Here is a 24,456-nt window from a genome sequence, read left to right as displayed (position 1 = left end):
GCGTGAAAATGAAAAAGCTTAAGAAAATATCAGTCGTAATGATATTAATGACAATGCTTGTAGGAGCATTCACAAGTGATCTACTTCTAGCAGATGATTTGCTGGAACCAGAAACTAGTGAAGTAACTGATACATCAGATTCAGAGGCTAGTGAATCTGTAGAATCTACAGAACCTATACAGGCAACAGAAGAAACAAAAGAAAATGAAGGAGAAATTACACAAGAAGAGGTAAAAGTTACTTCAGAAGAAGTGACAGCATTTGCTTCGGGTTTTGTGGAGAACACTTCTCCAAGTGATGTACCTGCTTATTACGTGAGTAAGACAATCACAACGGGCGATGGAACAACCCTTTACTACTTTAAAGGTAGAAACAATAACACTTATTATCGAGTGTATGGTAGTCAGGATGGAGCAGCAGATGCATTCTATGAGACAAATTCTCAAGGAACAATTACATCTACAACACCTGTTGATACAACAACAGAGGCAACAACTATAGCACCATATTTATTGGTAGGGGAAGTCTATGCAAGTGTACCAACAACAATTACAAAAGAAGATACCATCTCTACAGCAGTAGGATATGATGTGTATTCTTTTGCTGGTGCAGATGGTGAAAAGATATATGTTGCCTATGGTTATATAGGTAATGTAAGTGACCCAAGCAGTACCAAAGGATGGTACGAGTTAGATAAGGATGAAAATTATAAAGTAATTGATGCAGTTGATGGAAAACAAGAAGATATTAATAAGTTTGTATTAAATAAGGCGGTAACTGGATTTAACGAAAGTACAACTGTACCAGCAACAATTCCAGATTATTATGGATTACCAGTGAAAAAAGAAACAGATACAGATACCTTAGTTACACGGGAAAGAGTGTATGCATTTACTGGTAAAGATGGAATAACTTATTATCGAGTATATGGAACTGTAAATGGAACGGATGAAGGATTCTATGACGCTGATCAATATGGAAATATTAAAGCACCTGCAAGTAAAATCAATTTAACTGATGAAGAAAAGAATCTAAAACCAACTGAAAGCAAACCAGGAGGTGAAGCAGGAAGTAATGAAACTTATGTATCAAGTATTGAAGTAAATACAATAAGAGATGGAACATCAGTATGGGATAAAGATGATTTGCCTGGTAATGATTCAGGTGACAGTAATGGAATTGTGCGTTCATTCGATAAAATTGGATATACAATCGATGCAAACATACAAGTAAATACAGCAAGCGGATATACATCATTTACAAGTGGTTATGCTTACTTCAGAGTAACGTTACCATATACAAGTGGTGTAGCTGAATTCAGTCTTGATGATATGAAATGGATTGTGGATGCAAAAGTAGAAGTAATTGATGGAAAGCAAGTACTAACTGGAAAAAGATACTTTTCTGCATCAGTAGGAGAAACTGTATTCCCAGGAACAAGACAATTACCATTTGAAGTTCAAGTAAATGGAGCGAAAAATGGTGAACTAATTCAACCAACTTTTGAAGTGTGGATGGATGGAAATGCAGAGAGTGCTTATAAATCAATTGATCCGGACCCAGTTAAAGTATCGGCGGCACCAAATTACAATGTTCAATTAGTAAGAAATACTCAAATACAATGGAAAGATGACTATGACTTCAGCACTGGAAAGAGTGGTGCAGTAAACAATACTGCAGGTACCATTTCAGGAAGAATGTATGGATATGGTATTAACATTGAATTAAGAAATGCTAATAAAGATAAGAAATTTAAAGGAATTGAACTACCAGAAGGAAAAATAACATTTGATTTAGATTTAACAGCCTATATTAGTGGAGTTGATTCAACTGGTACAGGTGCTGGACAAATAATGCCTATGCTATGGGATTACAAAGGAAATAGTGGGACAACAACAGGTAACGAAGGAAGATTAATGCAGTTTAATAGCAATACATCTACCAACTGTGCATATGCAATTTCACCACTTAATACTGGAACAGCATTTAATGCAGTTGTAGATGGAGGAACATGGAAAGCAACACAAACAAATAATGTGATTAGTGTAGAAGTTGATGCATATGAGTTTTTAAACTCAAATGGCGATTATTATTGGCCTACCCATAAATATTTCCAAAATACTGGAGATGTGGTTAGTTATGGAGAGGATCTAGGAAGAGGAGTGTTTAGTGCAGGATATTTCCAAGTTCTTTTCCCATTAGATAGTAGTGTATCAGAAAGTAACACTTATGATCTAGAAGTAACGGCTACTAATTTTAATGCAACAAGTATTGGTGGTACTAGTACAACTAAAGAGGTTTATACAAGTGATAATAAAACAACAACCGATGTTGTAATTGTTCCAGTTGGGTCATATATAAAACGTAATTACTATACAAAAGAAACAAATACATATGCATGGAGTAATAATCTATCTTCTTCAACTGTTGGATATGGATCTGATGGTTGGGCATACAAAGGACAAACTATAAAAATATGGGGAGGAGTAAGTGTAGGAAGTACAGCAGATATCGATCAGTATATTTATGGAGTAAATATATTCCAGAAATTTGATAGTGAGGCATTTCAGCCTTTAGATGATGCTGGAGAAGACGATTTTACAATTTACAATGAAAAAGCTGGTTCTACTATGAAAGTAAAACTTCGCTATGGTGCAAAAGCTGATGGATCTGGATGGATAAGTGATAGTGAGATGAGCGCTGCATTAGAAGAAGATTTAATTTACTTTACTAGTATGACAGATTTGAAATCTTCTTTAGGCCCTGATGCAGTTTGTATTGCTGTCTTAGCTGAAGGAAGAGAAGGACGTTTTGCAGCAGCAAGAACAGAAGTAGCTTTTAAAGTGAAAATGTTAGATTCTGCAGAATCAGGAAAGGTTTATCAGACAACAAATACAATAAAAGTATGGACACAGACGAATGGAGAATTGATGAGCTTCAATGATTCGATGTTAAACTATTCGACAGCAAGTGTAAAAACTAAAATGGATAATCCTGATATATATTTGAATGACGACACAATCAATGGAGGAAAACCATACGGACCATATATAAAAACAGCTTATGATGAAAATGGAAATGTTATAGCAGGAACAAATGGCCCACAAGGATTTTATACAGGAGCATCAGTATTAGTAGTTGGAAATAAAGCTTCAATTACAAAATCTGTAGCTCAACAATCTGGAGGAAAAGCAAAGAGTGTATTTGATCTTGATGCCAGCGAACGTGAAGTTGATTATGTATTATCTCCATCCCTACAACTAGCAAATGGAGACGCACCAGAAAATGAAGTTTTAGACAATGTAAGAGTCGTTGATACATTACCATATGGGGTTACTTATGTAGAAGGTTCGACAGTTATTGGAGGTACTTATAATCAAAATACACAATCGGTTGATGGTGGAGATTATAGCACAGGAGTACAGCCAGTTGTCGGTACAACTACTGACAGTAAAGGAAGAACAGTTCAAACGTTATCTTGGGAATTTAATGGAGTAAAGGTTGGAGAAGCGATGGATAAAGTCTACTTTTCTGTAATCATTGGTAATGCTGCTGATCCAGATAATGACGCTAAGCATAATGATAGTTTCACAAATACAGTAAATATCTATGCAGATGGTGATGGTCGTGCGATTACTACAGCGAATGGAAATACCTATAGCGCAGGATTTACAGTTACAAAAACAAATGCAACTACTTTTGCTAAGGGTATTGATCAGAACATGTATGAGTTGGGAGAAGACATTGGATTCTTTTTAACTTATGCAAATACAAGTCAAAGCACTCAATCAAATGTAAGATTGTTAGATGTATTACCATACTCAGGAGACTGGAGAGGAACGAAGTTTGATGGAACTTATACCGTAGATTCTATTACATTAGAGTACTCTACAACACCTACAAGTACATTAGACTTAATGTACTCAACGAATACATCATTACAAAATCAAAGTAATAACGCTTATAATGTAAATACAAGTAGTTTTACTACTGCAACAAAATCAGTAAGTGGTACAACTGTAACTTATACATTGCCATCAGGAACAAGTCCAACAGCGCTTTATTTCACAGGTAGTATGGATGGGAAAACTAGTATTAAAATCAGTTATAAATTGAAAGTCAAAGATAATAAGCCATCAAATATATATGCAAATGATGCAACAATAGTATCTGGTAAAAGTAGTGATCCATTATACGCACCTGTTGTTCAGGCGAAAGTAGTTAGAAGAACAGTAGAAGGTGTAGCTTGGATTGATTCAAATAGAAATGGTAAACGAGAAACAACAGAAAACAAATTACCAAATGTAAAGGTAAGTTTATACAAAAAAGATGGAACACAAGTAACGAAGGATATACTTGGTAATGATCTTACAAGTGTAGTTACTGATGCAAGTGGTGCATATGCATTTACAAATCTGCCATCAGGAGATTATTATGTACAGTTTGATAGTAGTGGAACTGTAAACTTAGGTGATTACACATTAACTACAAAGCAAGCAAGTGGAGTAAGTTCAACTGTAAACAGTGATGCAGATGCAGTGCTGGATGGAAGTGGAAAACTACAAAGTGCTAAAATTACTGATGTTAGTACACCAACAATTGCTGACATGAAAGTAATGGATTATCGAGTAAGTAATCTAGATATGGGAGTTTATGCACCATATACGGTTAATAAGACAAGTAATCCAACCGGTTCGTATGATGGTAGTGATGTACCTGTAATTAAAGAAGGACAAGTTGTTACCTATACAATTACGGTTGATTCACCAACAGCAAATCAATCAAATCTAACAATGACTGATACCCTGCCATCGGAAATGTCTTTAGTAAGTGGAAGTATAACTTACAAACTGCAAGGTGGGGCACAAGTAAAAGTAAATGATAGTGCTTATAGTAACACTACCCATACAATTACCTGGCCAACACTTGAAGTGCCAAAAGGAAAATCTGAATACAGCTTTAAAGTTGTAGTAGATAAAGTTGATTGGGAAGAAAATGTAAATGAAATAACATATGAGAATGTAGCAATTGCAAAACAGCCAAACATTCCAGATCAACCATCTAATGAAGTTAAACATAAAACAATAAGAAGAGAAGCAGATATTGTGAAAGCAGCAGCTTTAGTAGAAGAAGATGGAACCGTTTTAGCGCAAGATAATGGAACCGAAACGGATCCAGTGTATTCTGAGCTTCAACAAACCATCGAATATCGATTAGTAGTAAAAAACACAGGACATGATGATGCGAAGAGTGGAGATATAATAATCACAGATGTCTTGCCATATGATACAACATATGAAAGTGGAAGTATGACCTATACATTCAGAGACAGCAGTAATACAAACTCTACTTTCCCTAGTAGTACAGCAACAGCAACAATGAGTGATCCGGATAGTGATGGAAAGATGACTTGGACATTAAGTGGAATGAGTAGTGGTGAAGAAGCATATCTTACATTTAGAGTGAAAGCACCAGTTACTACAGATAATCCGGCGACTCTATTAGTGAAGGAATTAGAAAAAGAGTTTGATAATACAGCTCACTTAAAAGATGTACAGCGAGAAGAAACAGTATACGAAACTACATATACAGATGTTGATGGAAACACTTATAAGGAAAATGAAAGTGTTTATTCAGAAAAAGAAATCTCAAAAGATTCAAATACAACCTATCATGTAGTGAAAGAACCATTACTTACTATCAATAAAGTAAGTGATGTGGAAGAAGGAACATACTTAAGTAGCGAAGATGAAATTACCTACAGTATAACTGTAAAGAATGTTGGAAAAGCAATCGCGAAAGAATTCGATATTAAAGATGCAATTCCAGAATATACTACCTATGTACTAGGCAGTATCACTTATTCAGGAGATGCTACAACTGTAACTCCTGATGATACAACACTTGTTGACGGCACTGGTGAACTTACATGGAAGGTAGAAGGATTGGAAGTTGATGGAAGTGTAACAGTTACATTTACCGTTACAGTAGATGAAATGTATGAAACTGGAGAGCGTGAAATTCTTAACCAGGCATATACAAGACTGCCAGAAGACCCATGGACTCCTTCAGAAGAAGTAGAGCACAAACAAAAAGTAGCGTATGAAATAGAGAAGTACAGTGATCCAGAAACAGGTAGTTATGTAGATGGAAATCAAGAAATTACATATTTCATTAAGGTTACAAATACAGGGGAGTCTACATTAGATAAGGCACAAGTAAAAGATGCAATCCCAGAGTACACAACATATGTAGACGAAAGTATTGCATATGAAGGAAATGTTTCGGTAGCCATGCCAGATGATACAACAATAGTTGATGGGTTAGGTGAACTTACTTGGGATATTGAAGGAGTACCAACAGGAGAAACTGTTACATTAAGTTTTAAAGTTAAAGTGGATGAAATGGATGCAAGTGGAGAACGTTCAATTAAGAATGTTGCTTATGTGAAGGCACCAGAAGATCCATGGAAGCCATCAGAAGAAGTAGAACACAAACAAAAAGTAGCTTATGAAATAGAGAAATCAAGTAATCCAGAAAGTGGAAGTTATGTAAATGGCGGAGATGAAATCAATTATTTCATTAAAGTCACAAATACAGGAGAATCTTCATTAGATAATCTGCAAGTAAAAGATGCAATACCAGAAAATACAACTTATGTAGAAGAAAGTATTGCATATGAAGGAAATGCAGAATTAGTAATACCAGATGATACAAGTATTAAAGATGGATTTGGAGAACTTACATGGGATATTGAAAATGTACCAGTAGGAGAGAGCGTAACTTTAAGTTTCAAAGTTAAAGTGGATGAACTTAATACAGAAGGTGAACGTGACATCAAGAATCAGGCATATGCGAAAGCACCAGAGGAAGAAGAATGGACACCAACAAATGAAGTAGAACATAAACAATCTTTATCATTTAAAATTCTAAAATCAAGTAATCCAGAACACGAAAGTATTGTGAAAAGTGGAGATTATGTAACTTACTTTATTCAAGTGGATAATACAGGTACTGAAACTTTAAGGGATATTACAGTTACTGATAAAATACCAACAGGTACAGAGTATGATGCAAATAGTATTAATACAGAAGATAAGAATACGACATACTTTGAAAAAGATGGTATATTGACTTGGGAAATTCCTGAGATTAAACCAAATGAATCTGTGATTGTTACTTTTAGAGTAAAAGTAACAGGTGATCAAAGCACGATTCGTAATGTTGCTCAAGTTCAATTAGGAGAAGATGATCCAAAGAATACAAATGAAGTGACTCACACAGTAGAGCCTAAACAATCTGCATCAATTGCTGGTAGCCCTTCAATCGCTACAGGTGATGATACAAATAGCACTGGTTATATCTTCATGAGTCTTATTGGATTAATGAGCATATTGGCTTTATTAATTTCTAAAAGAAAAACAGAAAAAGTATAAATTGTACAAAGAGACAGTAGGATGAAAAATCTTACTGTTTTCTTTTGAAATTGAGAAATTGTCTTATGTATAAGACAAAAATATAGTGTAATTGTCTTGTGCACAAGACAATGGTTGAATATAACTATTGATTAAAATGAATAAAACCATGCCACAAATTAACATATTAATTTGTATTGGCGAAACAGAAATTCAAATATATATTCACTAATTAAGGGAGGAAGTATGAAAAAATCAATAAGAGAATCGGAATGGTTGTCAGTAGAGGAAATGGAAACTGCACTGGAATTATAATAGATCATCAATAAAAAGAATGTAATATGTATAGATTAATCATAGTGATAATCTGCATATATTACATTCTTTTTTTCTTTTGGTATTACATTAATGGGTTAAAAGAACAGAATTAAGTACTAAATTGTAGCCCACCATTGCGCAACAGGATGGAACATCACAGTATTGCACATCATGTTGTGCACAAGTCGAACCCAAATGAAATTGAAAAGAAGTTTTATCGCCCATATAATGAGAATAGAAAAGCAGATAGTGTATTCGCGCGCAATGAATGATCAAATGTATATCTGTTTTTGGAATAGGAGTGAAAGTAATGGAAAGTGATATGATTCACAAGGAATTAATCCAATTAGATATGGATGTGGTTGATGCAGATGACTTTTTCTCAAAGTTATGCAATAAGCTAGTTGAACTTGGTTATGTCAATGAGTCATTCTATGATGCAATAACAAAACGAGAAAAGGAGTTTCCTACGGGTTTGCCAACACAGCCTTATGCTGTCGCAATTCCTCATGCAGATCCTCAGTACATCATAAAACCATTCATAGCAGCAACACGATTAAAAAATGCTATTAAATGGTGTGAAATGGCGACCAGCGATGTTTGGCATGATGTGAAATTTATATTCATGCTTGGATTCAAAAGAGAAAATGGGCATGTTGAATTACTTCAGATACTAGTTGAAAATTTTCAAGATGAAAAGTTGATGAACAAGTTGCTGGATGCAACAACAGAAGAAGAATATATGAAAATAATCCTAAGTATGAAAGGATTTAATGAGAAGGAGTAATTATTTATGAAAAAAATAATTGTAGCATGTGGTAGTGGAGTAGCTACTTCACAAACCGTAGCAAGTAAAGTAAATCGTTTATTAAAAGAGCGAAAAGTAGATGCTGAAGTTGAAGCAGTAGACTTAAAATCAGTAGATCGCTATATGAATTCTAGTGTTGCGTATATTGCAATTACTAAGACAAATAAAGAATATCCAATTCCTGTAATCAATGGAATTACATTTTTAACAGGTGTTGGAATGGAACAAGAGTTACAAAGATTAATTGATGCTGTGAATAACGGATAAGGATAGAAATATATAAGGAGGACTTTATGGATATCTTACAAGATGTTGTTAATTGGCTGCTTGGTTTAGGGGCAGCAGTATTTGTACCAATTATTATAATAATCGCAGGTTTAATCGTGCGAATGAAATTAAAAGACGCAGTTTCTTCAGGTATTACATTAGGGGTAGCGTTCACTGGGATGTCAATGTTGATCAGTTTTATGACAGATACAATTGCACCAGCGGCAGAAGCAATGCTGGAATCAACAGGTATTTCATTACCAGTTGTTGATGGCGGGTGGACGACAATGTCAACCATTTCATGGTCATGGCCATATGCATTCTTAATGTTCCCACTATTAATTATAATTAATATTATTATGTTGGTATTAAAGAAAACGAATACATTTAATGCGGACTTATGGAATGTGTGGGGAAAAATATTTACAGCAGTTGCGGTAGTTGCAATTACTGGAAGTGTACCATTAGCGTTTTTGGTAGCAGCAGTTCAAATTATCTTTGAACTTAAAACTGCTGATGCACATCAACATAGAATTGAAAAATTATCAGGAATTCCTGGGGTTACATGTACGCATAAAATGGTGTTCTTTGGAGCAGTATTATACCCATTTGATATGTTACTAAGAAAAATTCCATTCTTTAACAAAGATTTCGATGCTGAAGCATTAAAAAACAAAATTGGAATTTTCGCGGAAAACCATGTATTAGGGTTTATTCTAGGATGTTTATTTGGATTATTAGCTCAATATGATGTAGCAGAAATTTTAACTTTAGGAATTAAATGTGCAACAGCACTTACATTATTTCCAGTAATTACGAAATACTTTATGCAAGCATTGTCACCAATTTCAGAAGCAATTAGTGACTTTATGAATAAGAAGTTTGAAGGAAGAACTTTAGTTGTAGGATTGGACTGGCCTTTCCTTGGTGGTTCAAATGAAATCTGGTTAGCAGTTATTTGGTCAGTTCCAGTAACTCTTGTTTGTGCCATGTTCTTACCAGGAAATGATATTCTGCCATTTGCAGGAATAATTAACTTAGCCTTAGCAGTTCCAGCATATTTAGTAACAAAAGGTAACTTACCAAGAATGTTAGTACTTTGTACAATTGGAGTTCCAGCATTCCTATGGGTAGGTACAGCGTTTGCACCGTTTATTACCGAACTTGCTAACTCAACAGGAGCAGTTACATTAGGTGCAGGACAGTTAATTTCAAACAGTTCGATTGATGGACCAGTATTTACATATGCAATTTCTCATATATTTGATATCATCAATGGAAATGTACTTCCGGCAATTATCTTTGGATTGTGGTTAATTGGATTTGTATTATACTACCGTGATTTGATGAAAGAAGCAAAAGCTGCAAAAGTACAACAAGTGGAAAGCGAATAGAAGTATATGAACTTTACAAATAAAGATGGGGTTTTAATTGTTAAAGATATAATTGAAGCAATTCAAAAAAATAAAGATTATTTAAGTGAAATCGATGGTGCCATTGGGGATGGTGACCATGGAATTAATATGAACAAAGGGTTTACGATGGCCTTAGAAGAATTAAATGAAAATGATAATATGAGTAGTGGATTTCAAGTAATCAGTAAAACACTGATGAGTAAAATAGGTGGAAGTATGGGGCCACTCTATGGAAATTTCTTTCGAGGGTTTTATACTGTATCAAGAAATGAAGAAGTGATTGATGGAGTAATTATAGGTGAAATGCTGGATAAGGCATATAGCAATATTACCTCGATTTCACCTGCGAAAGTAAATGATAAAACATTAGTTGATGTACTGGATCCAGCGATTCATGCATATCACGAAGTGTATCAGAGTACACAGAAAACGAAAGAAAGCCTGGAAGCAATGGTAAATGCTTCCAAAACAGGACTTGAATCAACAAAACAAATGATAGCGAAACTAGGAAGAGCGAGTCGCTTAGGTGAACGTTCAATTGGACATCAGGATGCAGGTGCAACATCAGCGCAGATTATCCTGGAAACCTTTGCTACATCTGCAATCAAACTATTAAAATAAAGGAGAGCTTATGCAACGATTTGTGAATAAACCAGATTATATTGTTGAAGATATGCTACAAGGATTTGCCAAAGCGTATCCTTACATTGAAATCATCAAAGAAAATGATCATGTTGTAAAAAATGTAAATGCTCCAATTGCTGATAAAGTAGGTTTAGTCAGTGGTGGAGGAAGTGGACATGAGCCAGCATTTCTTGGTTATGTTGGTAAGAATATGTTAGATGCAGTTGCGGTTGGAGAGGTCTTCTCTTCTCCTCCTGCACAGGCATTCTATGATGCCTTTATGGCAGTGGACAGTGGAAAAGGTGTTGCCTGTTTGTTTGGAAATTATGCAGGTGACAATATGAATGTAAAAATGGCAATACAGATGGCAGAAGATGAAGGTGTCGAAGTAAAATGTGTAATTGCCAATGATGATATTTCATCTGCACCAAAAGACCAGAAAGAGAAACGTCATGGGATTGCTGGTGGGGTATTCATGTGGAAGGTAGCTGGTGCAAGAGCAGCACAGGGGGCAAGTTTAGATGAAGTAATTCATAGTGCCCAAAAAGCAGTGAATAATACACGTAGTATTTGTGTGGGATTAGCTCCATGCACAATACCTGCTGTAGGAAGTCCAAACTTTACTATTGAAGAAGGAAAGATGGAGTTTGGAATTGGACACCATGGAGAACCAGGAATGCATATTGAAGATTTACCAACTGCAGAAGTAATTGCTGAAAAAATGACAACTGCAATCATTGAAGATCTTGAACTTGCAAACAATGATGAAGTAGCTCTGATTGTTTCTGGATTGGGTGCAACTCCAGTAATGGAATTATATGTTCTTTATGATGGGATTGAAAAAGTATTAAGTGAAAAAGGTGTTCATGTTTATCGTCCATATATTGGTGATTATGTTACCTCACTTGATATGAATGGAGCAGCATTAACAATAATGAAAGTAGATGATGAACTAAAAGAATTACTGGATTATCCAGCAGAGAGTCCAGGTATAAGTAAGTAAGTAAGGAGGTATGCGATGACATTCCTAGATGAGAGGAGTAGAAAAGTTTTAATTCATATCGTTGATAATCCTGCAGCAACAGGAAAAGAATTGGAACAACTTCTATCTCTGTCCAGAAAACAATTAAGTTATACTCTAGATAAAGTAAATGATTATCTGATAGGAAATGGGTATACGAAGATTGAGCGACAGAAAACAGGTAAATTTACAATACCTGCTACTGTTATTGAAGAATTTAAAACAGATCAATTTACATTTGAAGAAGCTTCTTATATCTATAGCGATAAAGAACGTCTGGATTTAATTGTTCTCATTTTACTATGTCATCAGGACGAATTATCAACTTATGATTTCACTATCGAATTAGGTATTAGCAAAAATACCTTTTTATCAGATTTAAAGAAATTACATACGTATATTCATACCAACTATGGCGTAAGTGTTCTATACAGCAGAAAAGATGGATATAACTTAATCGGAAGTGAATATGCGAAAAGAGAATTACTAATTGCATCCATCAGAAAAGTATTAAATATGCCCAATGGTAGTGATGTAATAAAGAAAATATGTAAGATTGATGTCGCTGAACTAGATGAAATTCATAATGATATCAGTGAGATTGAAAAGAAATTACAAATACAGTTTACTGATGAGCGACTAAAAGAATTACCATACATTTTATGTCTGGTAATTCGCAGGGTTCATTCAGGACAGTTGCTAGATACCATACCTGAAGCATTCCAACATATTATTGGAACAAAGGAATATAGTGTAACAGCAAGCCTGTCCAATAAATATCAAATTGAAAATCAATTAGAAAGAATGTTCATATCAGCACAGATTCAGATTTCCAATATTCATTATTTAAAAGCAGATGAATATAAGATGGAAAAGAAACTGATGAAGGCAGCAAATGAAATGATCACAAACTTTGAAGATATTTCATGTATTCAAATCAAAGAACGCGAACAGTTATTGGAAGCAGTATTACAACACTGCAAACCAGCATTCTATCGAATGAAGTATAACTATCATATTGAGAACAGTATCTTAGATATGGTGCTACCACAACATAGTTATCTGCATGAGATGGTGCGTAAATCATCAAAACCGTTTGCTCAACTGGTAGGACATGAAATTGTGGATGATGAGCTTGTTTACCTGACTGTTTTATTTGGTGCATGGTTACGTAAAGAAGGGGTATTAGATATTGTTGAGGAAAAGAAACGAGCAGTTGTTGTTTGTACCAATGGAATATCAGTATCCAATTTCTTGTATGTAACACTAACGGAATTATTTCCAGAAATCGACTTTTTGACTTGTTTATCCATTCGTGGATTTCAAGACTTCAAAGAAGATTATGAACTGGTTTTTTCAACGGTACGTTTGGAGAGTGAAAAGACGCAATTTCTGGTTACACCATTCTTGAATGAATATTCAAAACAAAGTTTTAGAGAAAAGGTATTACAGGAAATAGAAGGTGTAAACTTACATCGAATTCAAATATCAAGTATTGTGAATATTGTGGAAGAATCAGCAACGATTCATGATAAAGATCAGTTGATTAAAGATTTAAAACAATACTTAAGTAAAGAACCAAATACGAAAAAAGAAGAAAGTATTCTGCAACGCAAACGCGAAGGAATACTGTTAAGTGATTTACTAAATGAGAAAACAATTCAGATTTCAGATAAAGAGACTGACTGGAAAGATGCAATTAGAATTGCATCAAAACCTTTATTGGAAAATAAAGATATAGAAGAACGATATGTAGATAAAATGATTACTTCAATTTGTGAAGAACAACCCTTTATTATGATTGCAGAAGGTGTCATCATTGCGCATGCGGGAATTGATGATGGTGTAAACAATGTATCGATGGGTATTTTAAGAATGCCTTCAAAGATATCAATTCATGGGTATATGAATGCGGATATCATTGTTGTGCTAGGAACACCAGACCGTACTGAACACCTAACTGCTCTTTACAAGTTTATTGAAGTAACAGAATCAAATGAAAAAATGCGAGCAATCCGTCAGGCGAAAAAAGTGGATGAGATTGTTCAGGTGATAAGAAAATAAAAGGAGAAATCATGTTAGAGACATTAAAAAAAGATGTATGTGAGATTGCAAAAAGAGCACAGAGAGATTGCTTATGTAAACATAAATCAGGAAACTTCTCAGCTAGAGATAAGGAAACTGGATATATTGTAATTACACCTACAAGTGTAGATAGAGAATTATTAACACCAAGAGATATGGTAGTTGTAGATATAGATGCAAATGTAATTGAAAACCTTTCTGGACTTCGACCAACAAGTGAGACATTAATGCACTTGAAGATTTATGAAACAAGAGAAGACGTATATGCAATAGCGCATACACATTCAATGTATGCAACATCATTTGCGGTATTGGATAAACCAATTCCTGCAGTTGTATATGAAGTAGCTTCAATGGGATTAAAAAAGGGAAGAATACCAGTAGCTCCTTATGGAAGACCAGGAACACCAGCACTTGCAGATTCAGTAATAGATGTAGTACAAGAAGCAGATTGTTTCTTAATGAAAGGTCATGGAGCCTGTGCTGTGGATGGAACAGATATCTATGAAGCATTTTTAAAGGCAGCATACATTGAAGAGATTGCTCAACTTTACTACAATACATTAACTGCTAATGGTGGAAAAGAACCAGAGAGTTTCCCAGCAGAAGAACTTCAACAATGGGAATACCCAGCAGAAATTAAGTTTTCAAATAAGTAGGTGGAGCATATGAAAAAGATAATTAATAAACCTGAAGACTATCTGAAAGAGATGTTGGAAGGAATTTATATTGCACACAGCGATCAGGTTACTTGTGTAAATAATGATTTACAGTGTTATGTCACTAAGACAAAAAAAGAGGGAAAGGTTGGTATTGCTACTGGTGGAGGTAGTGGTCACTTGCCATTGTTTCTTGGTTATGTTGGTGATGGAATGTTAGATGGTTGTAGTGTAGGAGATGTATTTCAATCACCTAGTGCAGATCAGATGCTGGCAATCACAAAAGAAATTGATAGTGGTGCAGGAGTACTGTACATTTATGGTAACTACAATGGAGATATCTTTAACTTTGATATGGCTAGTGAAATGGCAGATTTTGAAGAAGGTATTCGAGTAGAAACAGTATTGGGAGCTGATGATGTTGCTTCAGCAGGTCCTAGTGAGCCAGGTGAGAAGAGTACCAGACGTGGAGTGGCAGGAATCTTCTTTGTGTACAAATGTGCAGGAGCAGCAGCGGATCAGATGTTAGACTTAGACAATGTAAAGCGTATCGCACAAAAAGCAGCAGATAATGTTCGTACAATGGGAGTAGCACTTACACCATGTATTGTTCCTCGTGTCGGTAAAGCGGGATTTAGTATTGGTGAAGATGAAATGGAAATTGGAATGGGAATCCATGGGGAAAGTGGAATTCGTAGAGGTAAGATTGAACCAGCAGATCAGATAGTTGATGAAATGCTTACACAAATCATTGAAGATTTACCATACAATAAGAATGATGAAGTTGCAGTCTTAGTAAATGGTCTAGGAGCGACACCACTAGATGAACAATATATTGTAGTTCGTAGAATCAATCAGAAACTGGAAACAGCAGGTATTACAGCGGTTAAGTATTATGTAGGTGAATATGCTACAGCACTTGAAATGGCAGGATTCTCAATTTCATTATTAAAGTTGGATGATGAATTAAAAGAATTAATCAAACACCCTGTGAATACCCCATTCTTTAAACAGTAGGAGAAAATCATGAAAGACATACTAAAGTATTTAAAAACTCTTGATGAAATCATGAACAAAAATAAAGATTATCTCATTGAATTAGATAGTGTTGTTGGTGATGGTGATTTGGGTCTTACCATGAGTGATGGTTATGCTGCAGCATATAATGCTGTGAAAGATACAGAAGAAACGGATATTGGAAAGGTTCTATATACTGCGGGAAAAAGTATGGCGAATGCGGTTCCTTCTACAATGGGAACCCTAATGGCATCAGGGCTTATGCAGGCAGCAAAAGCTTTACGTGGTGTAAATGAAATGACTAATGAAACCTGGCTTCAATTCTTTAATGCTTATGAAGAAGGTGTAATGAATAGAGGTAAGGCGAAAGTTGGAGAGAAAACATTTTTAGATGGATTACATCCAGCTATTGAAGTAATCAAAGAAAACATAGAATCTTCATTACCTGATATTTCAAAAAGAGCTGCAGAAGCAGCAGATACAGGTTTTCATAATACAACAACAATGAAAGCAGTGCATGGTAGAGCTGCTACAAGAGGGGAAGCATCAATTGCTTTGGAAGATCCAGGAGCATATGTTGCAAAACTGTTAATGGAAGCATTTTATTCAATCGCAAAATAAAAAAACAATATGCTAACAAAATATTTATTTGTTAGCATATTGTTTTTGGTTTGATAGATGTGATAATATCTTACTGATATACAAATGTTAGAAGGTGATCATATGAAAAAGACTAATTATTCATTAGAAGAATTAATAAATAAAAACAAAGGAATTATTACCTTTGAGCAAGTAAAAAGACACAATATATTATATTATGAAATTCAGACAATGCTTAAAGATGGAATGCTAGTAAAAGAGTGTTCAGGGATATATCATAAGCCTAAGATTTATGTTGATGAGTATTTTATGTTACAGTATCGCTATCCGAAAGGAATATACTCATTAGATACAGCACTTTGGTTACATGGTTTATCACTAACTGTTCCATCTAAGCCAATTATGAGTTTTCTATATGGAACAAACACCAAATTAATAAAAGAAAATGGAATTAAACCAGTGGTCCTTAGAAAGAATTATGAAGAAGGAATTATCAATATCAAAAGACATGGCAATCAAATTATTAACATTTATGAGATAGAGCGTACATTGGTTGAATGTCTTAGACCGATTTATAGAATTGATATTCAAATCATTACAACAGCCTTTAAAATGTATGCCCAAGAACACAAAATTAATTACATTAAATTACAAATGTATGCAAAGATGTTTAAAGTAGAAAGCAAAGTTCGTTCATATTTAGAAGTGTTAGATTAAACAATTGTTATGAAAAGAGAAGGAAGATATATATGAAATTATTAGTAAGTGATTATGATGGTACTATCAGTATCGATGGTGAAGTAAGTAAAAAAACAATAGATAAATTGAGACAATGGGTAGAAGCAGGGAACTTATTTGTACTTGCAACAGGAAGAAGTTTAAATATTACAACTGGAATTATTGAGAAAGATCAATTACCTGTTGACTATATAATTTGCAATAACGGAAGTGTTACGTACGATGCTAACTACAAAGTTATAAATGAATCAACTTTATCAATGGATATAGTAAATATGATTATTAATGATTCTACAATTCAAAATAGTCATTATTTCGTGATATCGGAGGAAAAGGAACGATATTTATTAGAAGGATATCAGGAAGGGAAAGAGACAATTAACTATTATACAAAAATCTTAAAGAGAAAAGATTTAAATGATTTACATGTATATGCTATTGACACAAGATATGATACAGCAGAAATAATGAAGAAAAAAGAAACTATATTGAGAGATAAATATGATGGAATTGCATCAATCAATCCAAATATAGAAACAATAGACTTTACTCCTCTTGGTGTAACAAAAGATTCAGCAGTACAAAAAATAGTAAAAAAATATAAAGACTTAGAATCAATTATTGCTGTAGGTGATGGATTGAACGATCTAATAATGATTGAAAACAATATTGGATACACAATGGAGTGGGCAACACAAGAAATTAAAGATAAAGCTATTGGTGTAATAACTAGTATCGATGAAATACTTGATAAGTATATGTAGTAGTTAATCATGATATAATTAGTTTGATATTATGAACTGGTAAATAGAGGTTTAAAAGGGGAATTAATGAGGGGAACAATTAAAAAGTTGATATATGGTACTTTGATACTGCTTCTAATAGCGTGCAGTACAAATAATGCAGATAATAAAGCTAATCAAAAACAAGCTGAATTTGAAAAAGATCAATATTTGGTAAAGATAGATATTAATGAATATGAGAGTTATAGTGAGGATAAATATAATAAAACTGAATATCTTAATGACAGAGACAGATATCCTCAGTACAATCAGTTTAAAGAACATTTAGAAAATGTAGTTATTTATCATGATGCTGTCAAAAAAGAAGATGTTAGTTTATGGGAAATGAAGATACGGGATAATTGGGGATACTCACAAGGAACATTGTTATTAGCTTATAAGGTTGAAATTGAAGGTAAGGAAAAATACTTAGGAGTAGATCAAATAACAGGAAAAGCATTTAGTTGGGATGAAACGAGAGGTTTAAAATCTATTTCATCTTTAGAAACACCAACTGTATTTGAAGATTCATTATCTGCACTGACTTATGTAAAAGAAAATATTTGGGATCCTGGACGGTTTACAGTAAACTTTGATTTGAAGTTACATCAAAATGAAGACGGTGAATATTTCTATATGTCAGAAAGAACGGCTTTAGGTCCCGAACAAGAAGTTGCCTATCGAATTGATATTAGTGAGAATGCAGATAATAGTTATACTGCTCATTGCTATGAGATTATAATGGCATCATATGGATCGCATACAGCAACTACATATTGGCTTAGTGTGCAAAAAACTGGATTTATCCAGGATATAGTTTTTTTTGATATATGGATTGCTGATATGGAATAATAATTATATAAAATGTAATTCCCAGAGTTTATCAAAAAATGATAAACTTAATAAATATATTCATGATACAATAGGAAAGGTGATAAAAATGAAAGTAAGATTAGCGACAAGAAAAGATACACAAACAATTTTAGATTTAATAATTGAATTAGCAGTGTATGAAAAATTAGAACACGAAGTAACAGCGACAGTAGAGATTCTTGAAGAATGGTTATTTGATAAAGAAAAAGCAAAAGTTTTATTAGGAGAAGTAAATGGTAAAGTAGTTGGATATTGTCTATACTTCTATAATTTCTCAACCTTCTTAGGAAAAGCGGGGATTTATATTGAAGATCTATATGTAAAAAAAGAATATCGAGGAAGTGGTTATGGAAAACAATTCTTTAAAGAGGTTGCCATGATTGCGGTTGATGAAGACTGTCAGAGAATTGACTGGTCATGTCTAAAATGGAATAAACCAAGTATTGAATTCTACGAATCACTTGGTGCAAAAGCTCAAGAAGAGTGGGTTGGATTTCGTTTAACAATCGAAGATATTAAAAGACTAGCAGGGAAATAAAATAATTTCTCTGCTTTTTTTGACCGCTTAAGTGCGTAAAATTACCACTTACTTAAATACTATAGTAATCAAAAAAGAATTATTATATTCTCTAATTATAGAAAAATAAGTTGACAATAATATAATTTTATAATATTCTAAAAGTGGAATATGAAACAAGTAGAATAAAGGAGGCTATTATGTCAGCTAAATATGGATTGTTAGGATTGCTTAGTTATGGGGATCAAACAGGGTATGATTTGAATAAAACATTTGAATATTCATTGAATTATTTCTGGAATACACAAACAAGTCAGATTTATAAAGAATTAAATACGATGGAAAAAGATGAGTGGTTGACATCAAAGATTGTTTACCAGGATGATAAACCGAATCGTAAGGTATATTCAATTACACCTCTTGGATTAGAAGAACTACATAAATGGTTAAGTAAAGATTTTGTTGATAGGGAAATGAGAATACGAAATGCATTTCTTATTAAAGTATTCTTCTCTGGTGGAAATGATGTGGATGATAATATCGCAATGTTTGAACGTTATCGTGAAGCATGTCAAAGTCGATTGGATAGTATGGCTCAAACCAATGAGAATGTGGAAGCACATATTGAAAATGAAGAGGAAAGAAAGCTTGCGGTGTATTGGAAAATGACGGCAAGATATGGAGAATACTACTTTAAAATGTGTGTTGATTGGGCTGCAGAAATGATAGAAATAATAAAAAAAGAAAAAAATAAGTAAAAACTACTTTACCTGTCGTAGTAATTGTGATATATTATTACTGCACCTGACGTACTACGACAGCCGTAGTAAAAAAACAAATCAGGTAGAAGAGAGGGCATTATGATAAGTAGTGACGTAATTAGAGGATACAATGATCTGATGATTTTATTCATATTACTTGAGAGAGATAGTTATGGGTATGAAGTATCAAAAGAGATTGAGGATCGCTCGAAGCAAAAATATAGTATTAAAGAAACTACATTGTACTCGGCTTTTACTAGGTTGGAGAAAAAAGGATATATTGCTTCTTACTATGGAAATGAGACTCATGGGAAAAGAAGAACCTATTATAAAGTAACAAATGCAGGTATTCGATACTATAAAGAAAAGTGTGAAGAATGGGAAGTTACAAAGGATGTAATCAATCAATTTATAAGGAGACTAGAAGATGGAAACAATTAGAGCTTATATAGAGCAAATGTTTAGGGATTTGCCAAAAACAAAAGAAGTTGTTGAAATGAAATTGAATATTCAAGATCATATGGAAGACAAGTTTCAAGAGTTGGTAAATAGTGGAATGAATGAAGCAAGTGCCAGCAGAGAAGTAATAAATGAATTTGGAGATATGAGTGAGATTCTAAAAGAATTGAACATTGATCCAGAAGCTTCTAAAAATGGGGAAGAAGTAAACTACCTTAGAGATGAGGAAGTAGATGAATATATCCGCTGGAAGAATTACAGTGGAACTATGATAGCAGTAGCAGTTTTAATTTGTATTAATGCTGTTGGGGTATCACAGTTTGTTGGAACAATTATCTGGGGTAAATTAGGAAACATTCTAACTGGTGTAGTGTTCTTTGGAATGGTTGCAGCAGCAGTACTAATCTTTATTTACTTTGGTACAAAAAGTGATGCGTATAAATATATTGAGGAAGACCCATCAATTAGTCCACAGAAAATGGATGAATTGAGGAGAGGATATGCAGATTATAAAGCACGATCAGGGATTTTAATTGGAGTAGGAGTTGTGCTTTGTATTGTTGCAGTAGGATTGTTTACATTGGTTGAATGGATTTTGGGCGATGCATTTGCCATCTTGGTGTTCTTTGCAATCGTCAGCGCTGGAGTATTTATGTTTATTAAAACTGGTACTGAAGCTGAAGGGTATGAATTATTTGTTAAAGGAAAAACAGCAAGTAAAAAAGCTCAACAAGATAGTCCTTTATATGGAATTATCATGTTAAGTGCTACAGGAATCTTCTTATTATTGGGATTCTTAGGACATTTATGGCACCCTGGATGGGTTGTCTTTCCAATCGGAGGAATTCTGTGCGGAATTGTAGCAGTAGCTACAGGGAGGGAATAACATATGGTTATTGAAATTAAGGACTTAGTTAAGCATTATGGTAAATTCAAGGCTCTAGATAAATTTAGTTTAGAGGTTGAAGAAGGAGAAGTGTTAGGACTTCTTGGACCGAACGGTAGTGGAAAAACAACAAGTATTAACTGTTTATTAGCACTTCTTACATATGACTCAGGAAGTGTACAAATCTTTGGGAAAGATATGACACCAAGTTCATACGATATCAAAAGAGATATTGGTGTTGTTATGCAGAATGTTGCGGTGTTTGAAGAATTAACAGTATTTCAAAATGTGGATTACTTCTGTGGATTGTATATCAATGACAGTAAGAAACGTAAACAATTAGTAGATGAATCTTTAGAATTCGTTGGATTAACTGACTTTAAAAAGAAGTATCCAAAAGAATTAAGTGGTGGTTTATTAAGAAGACTTAATATTGCTTGTGGGATTGCTCATAAGCCAAAGTTAATTATCTTGGATGAACCAACAGTTGCAGTAGATCCACAATCACGTAATCGTATTCTTGAAAATATTCAGGAGTTAAATCGTTTAGGAGCTACAATTGTTTATACTACTCACTATATGGAAGAAGTTGAACAAATCTGTAATCGCATTATTATCATGGATAGTGGTAAAGTAATTGCAAGTGGTAGTAAAGAAGAATTGAAGAGTTCAATTCAAATTAAAGAAAAAATTAAATTTGAATTAGATGAAATTAGTGAAGAAGCAATCAAACATATTGATGCTCATGAAGATGTAATGGCAGTAGCATTTGAAAAGGGTATCTTAGAAATTATTGTCACAAAAGACAATGGATTACTAATGGAACTGTTAGCTTACTTCAAAGACAACAATATTTCATTTGATAAAGTATATAGTGAAACACCAACATTAAATGATGTTTTCTTAGAAATCACAGGAAAAGAATTAAGGGATTAGGTGAATTCTATGTTTCATATATTTAAATATCGCTTTATATGTTTTGTAAGAGATAAGACAATTATGTTCTGGTCCCTGTTATTTCCAATTGGACTAGCAACATTATTCTTCTTTGCATTCTCTAACCTTGGTAACCAAGAACTGGAACTAGTAAAAGTAGCAGTTGTTGATGAAGGAAATGAAGCCTTCAATCAAGTAGTAGAGGAATTAGGAGCAGATGGAGAAAATCAGTTATTCGAAGTCACTTACACAACAAGAGAAAAAGCTGAAGAGTTAGTAGAAGAAGGTGAAGTGGAGGCTGCATTAATCAGTGAAGAAACCCCAGTAGTTCTATACAAGAACTTAACATTGGAAACACAGATTATTCAAGAAGTAGCACAATCATACTTAAGAATTAACTCTACCGTAGAAACGGTTGTTAAGGATAACCCACAGGCAATGAGTGAGCTTGTGGTACAAGATATTATACAGAGTAAAGTAGTTGTGGAAGACTATGGTTCTAAGGCAGGAACTGTAGATATGACCACACAGTACTTCTATACAATCATTGCAATGACATGTATGTATGGAATGTTCTGGGGATTAAAAAGTATCAGTGATACACAAGCAAATCAAAGTGATCGTGCCATTCGTCTGAATGTAGCACCAACCCATAAAATGAAACTTGTATTTATTGATTACTTAGTAACCTTTACGTTAATGGTTATTGAATTGGCTATTACCTTTGCTTATCTGATCTTTGTATTAGGTACTGATTTTGGAAGTCATTTCCCTCAGGTAATCGCACTTAGTTTATGTGGAATATTAATGAGTTTAGGAATGGGAATCATGATTGGAAGTATTTCTAAATTCAAACAGAATACAAACATCAGTATTGTAAGTATGGGGAGTTTGTTCAGTTGTTTCTTAGCTGGAATGATGGCAAGTAACATGCCATATATCTTGAATCAGACAATTCCATTCTTGAAATATATTAATCCAGCAACACTAATTACAAATGGGTTTAATATCTTATATTATTATGAAGATATTTCGGCAGTATATATTAATATGGCAATTCTTGCAGCTATGGGAGTTGTAGCAGTATTAATTTCATACACTGTATTAAGGAGGAAAGCATATGCAAGTATTTAAGTTATTCTTCCAGATTATTAATAAAAATAAAATCAGTGTATTCATGACCTTAATTATTGCCTTTGCATTCTCAATCATGTTTGTGAAGACAAGTGGAGATTCCTTCACAATTCAAAGAGCAAATATTGCAATTGTGGATAATGACAATAGTGAGGCATCAAAAGCATTAACGGAGTATATGGGTGAAAGAACCGATATTAAAGATATTGATGAAGCTGATATCGAAGAAGCAATTTTCTATCAGGATATTGTATATGTTCTATACATTCCTGAAGGATATGAAGATGCAATCAAAGCAAATGAAGAGATTGTTTTAGAAAAGAAACAAGTTCCTGATTCTGCAAGTGCATATGTAGTAGATAACTACGCAGATGCATTCTCAAACACAGTACGTAGTCATTATGCATACGCAGCTACGCCTTCAATAGAGGATGCAATTAAAGATGCAAATACGGATTTAAAACTTGAAGTTACATCTGAAAGTGTAAGTGGAGAAGACAAAGAACAAATTCAATATTACTTTAACTTCTTATGTTACTCATTCTTCTGTTCTCTTATCTGGGGACTTGGAGTAGTTATGGTATCAATGAACAGAGTTGATATCAAAAGAAGAAATGTAGTATCTCCAGTATCAAACTTAAAGATGAATGTACAGTTGGCACTTGGTGCTGGCGTATTTGGAGCAGTACTATTTGGATTGTCTTGTCTGTTTGCATATACAGTATTTGGTGATGGAATGACTGCCACTGGATCATACTTATATCTGATTAATCTTGCAGTTCTTGTATTCCCTTGTTTGGGACTTGCATATTTAATTGCAAGTGCAATTAAGAAACCAGAAGCAATCAATGGAGTATCGAATATATTATGTCTTGCATTGGCATTCTTAGGAGGATGTTTTGTACCTCAGTCAATGCTAAGTGATTCGGTTCTTACGATTTCTAAATTTACACCATCGTATTGGTTTGTAAATTCTAATGATAAAATCTTTGAACTAACATCATTAACGGAAAAGACGTTAACTCCTATTTTCCAAAACATGTTAGTACTAGTAGCATTTGGAGTGGTATTCTTTGCAGTAGCATTTATATTTAATAGAATTAAAAGAAAGAATGTTATTTAAACAAAAGGTAGAGTTGCG

At 33.8% G+C, this 24,456-nt stretch carries 20 protein-coding genes; all 20 read left to right on the top strand.

What is annotated here, in order from left to right:
- The first annotated feature begins 8 nt into the window (after positions 1–8).
- Positions 9–7,436, top strand: coding sequence for a DUF7927 domain-containing protein (locus J2S15_RS07415; RefSeq protein WP_307406906.1), 7,428 nt, complete (start codon positions 9–11; stop codon positions 7,434–7,436).
- A gap of 607 nt (positions 7,437–8,043) precedes the next feature.
- Positions 8,044–8,520, top strand: a complete 477-nt coding sequence (locus J2S15_RS07410; RefSeq protein ID WP_307406904.1) for a PTS sugar transporter subunit IIA — start codon at positions 8,044–8,046, stop codon at positions 8,518–8,520.
- A 6-nt stretch (positions 8,521–8,526) separates the two neighbouring features.
- Entirely contained in the window at positions 8,527–8,808 is a 282-nt protein-coding gene (locus J2S15_RS07405) for a PTS sugar transporter subunit IIB (RefSeq protein ID WP_307406902.1), read from the top strand.
- Between the two features lie 26 nt (positions 8,809–8,834).
- Positions 8,835–10,202, top strand: coding sequence for a PTS galactitol transporter subunit IIC (locus J2S15_RS07400; protein WP_307406900.1), 1,368 nt, complete (start codon positions 8,835–8,837; stop codon positions 10,200–10,202).
- Positions 10,203–10,208: 6 nt separating this feature from the next.
- Complete coding sequence (dhaL, locus tag J2S15_RS07395) at positions 10,209–10,844, top strand: dihydroxyacetone kinase subunit DhaL (RefSeq protein ID WP_307406898.1); 636 nt, start codon at positions 10,209–10,211, stop codon at positions 10,842–10,844.
- 10 nt (positions 10,845–10,854) lie between these two features.
- Positions 10,855–11,850, top strand: coding sequence for a dihydroxyacetone kinase subunit DhaK (locus J2S15_RS07390; protein WP_307406895.1), 996 nt, complete (start codon positions 10,855–10,857; stop codon positions 11,848–11,850).
- A 15-nt stretch (positions 11,851–11,865) separates the two neighbouring features.
- On the top strand, positions 11,866–13,932 hold the full coding sequence (locus tag J2S15_RS07385; protein WP_307406893.1) for a BglG family transcription antiterminator: 2,067 nt from the start codon (positions 11,866–11,868) through the stop codon (positions 13,930–13,932).
- An 11-nt stretch (positions 13,933–13,943) separates the two neighbouring features.
- A complete protein-coding gene (locus tag J2S15_RS07380) occupies positions 13,944–14,612 on the top strand; it encodes a class II aldolase/adducin family protein (protein WP_307406891.1) in 669 nt (222 codons plus the stop codon).
- Positions 14,613–14,621: 9 nt separating this feature from the next.
- Positions 14,622–15,629, top strand: coding sequence for a dihydroxyacetone kinase subunit DhaK (locus J2S15_RS07375; RefSeq protein ID WP_307406889.1), 1,008 nt, complete (start codon positions 14,622–14,624; stop codon positions 15,627–15,629).
- Positions 15,630–15,638: 9 nt separating this feature from the next.
- Positions 15,639–16,250 (top strand): dihydroxyacetone kinase family protein, encoded by a 612-nt coding sequence (locus J2S15_RS07370; RefSeq protein WP_307406888.1) that lies wholly within the window; start codon positions 15,639–15,641, stop codon positions 16,248–16,250.
- A 102-nt stretch (positions 16,251–16,352) separates the two neighbouring features.
- On the top strand, positions 16,353–16,946 hold the full coding sequence (locus J2S15_RS07365; protein ID WP_307406886.1) for a type IV toxin-antitoxin system AbiEi family antitoxin domain-containing protein: 594 nt from the start codon (positions 16,353–16,355) through the stop codon (positions 16,944–16,946).
- 32 nt (positions 16,947–16,978) lie between these two features.
- Positions 16,979–17,731 (top strand): HAD-IIB family hydrolase, encoded by a 753-nt coding sequence (locus J2S15_RS07360; protein ID WP_307406885.1) that lies wholly within the window; start codon positions 16,979–16,981, stop codon positions 17,729–17,731.
- Between the two features lie 66 nt (positions 17,732–17,797).
- Positions 17,798–18,601, top strand: coding sequence for a hypothetical protein (locus J2S15_RS07355; protein ID WP_307406883.1), 804 nt, complete (start codon positions 17,798–17,800; stop codon positions 18,599–18,601).
- Between the two features lie 88 nt (positions 18,602–18,689).
- On the top strand, positions 18,690–19,160 hold the full coding sequence (locus J2S15_RS07350) for a GNAT family N-acetyltransferase (RefSeq protein ID WP_307406882.1): 471 nt from the start codon (positions 18,690–18,692) through the stop codon (positions 19,158–19,160).
- A gap of 179 nt (positions 19,161–19,339) precedes the next feature.
- Positions 19,340–19,897: a PadR family transcriptional regulator gene (locus J2S15_RS07345; RefSeq protein WP_307406880.1), complete on the top strand. Its 558-nt coding sequence runs from the start codon at positions 19,340–19,342 to the stop codon at positions 19,895–19,897.
- A 102-nt stretch (positions 19,898–19,999) separates the two neighbouring features.
- On the top strand, positions 20,000–20,341 hold the full coding sequence (locus J2S15_RS07340; RefSeq protein WP_307406878.1) for a PadR family transcriptional regulator: 342 nt from the start codon (positions 20,000–20,002) through the stop codon (positions 20,339–20,341).
- Positions 20,328–21,245 (top strand): permease prefix domain 1-containing protein, encoded by a 918-nt coding sequence (locus J2S15_RS07335; RefSeq protein WP_307406876.1) that lies wholly within the window; start codon positions 20,328–20,330, stop codon positions 21,243–21,245. Before J2S15_RS07340 ends, J2S15_RS07335 begins: the two co-directional genes overlap by 14 nt.
- Positions 21,246–21,248: 3 nt before the next feature.
- On the top strand, positions 21,249–22,181 hold the full coding sequence (locus J2S15_RS07330) for an ABC transporter ATP-binding protein (protein WP_307406874.1): 933 nt from the start codon (positions 21,249–21,251) through the stop codon (positions 22,179–22,181).
- A gap of 9 nt (positions 22,182–22,190) precedes the next feature.
- Positions 22,191–23,315: an ABC transporter permease gene (locus J2S15_RS07325; RefSeq protein WP_307406873.1), complete on the top strand. Its 1,125-nt coding sequence runs from the start codon at positions 22,191–22,193 to the stop codon at positions 23,313–23,315.
- Positions 23,302–24,438 (top strand): ABC transporter permease, encoded by a 1,137-nt coding sequence (locus tag J2S15_RS07320; RefSeq protein WP_307406871.1) that lies wholly within the window; start codon positions 23,302–23,304, stop codon positions 24,436–24,438. The genes J2S15_RS07325 and J2S15_RS07320 overlap by 14 nt, the downstream gene beginning before the upstream one ends.
- Positions 24,439–24,456: the final 18 nt, after the last annotated feature.

This window comes from Breznakia pachnodae (assembly GCF_030814225.1).
GTDB classification, from domain to species: domain Bacteria; phylum Bacillota_I; class Bacilli_A; order Erysipelotrichales; family Erysipelotrichaceae; genus Breznakia; species Breznakia pachnodae.
The sequence above is the reverse complement of the archived record's forward strand: the minus strand, read 5'-3'. Positions and strand labels throughout refer to the sequence as shown.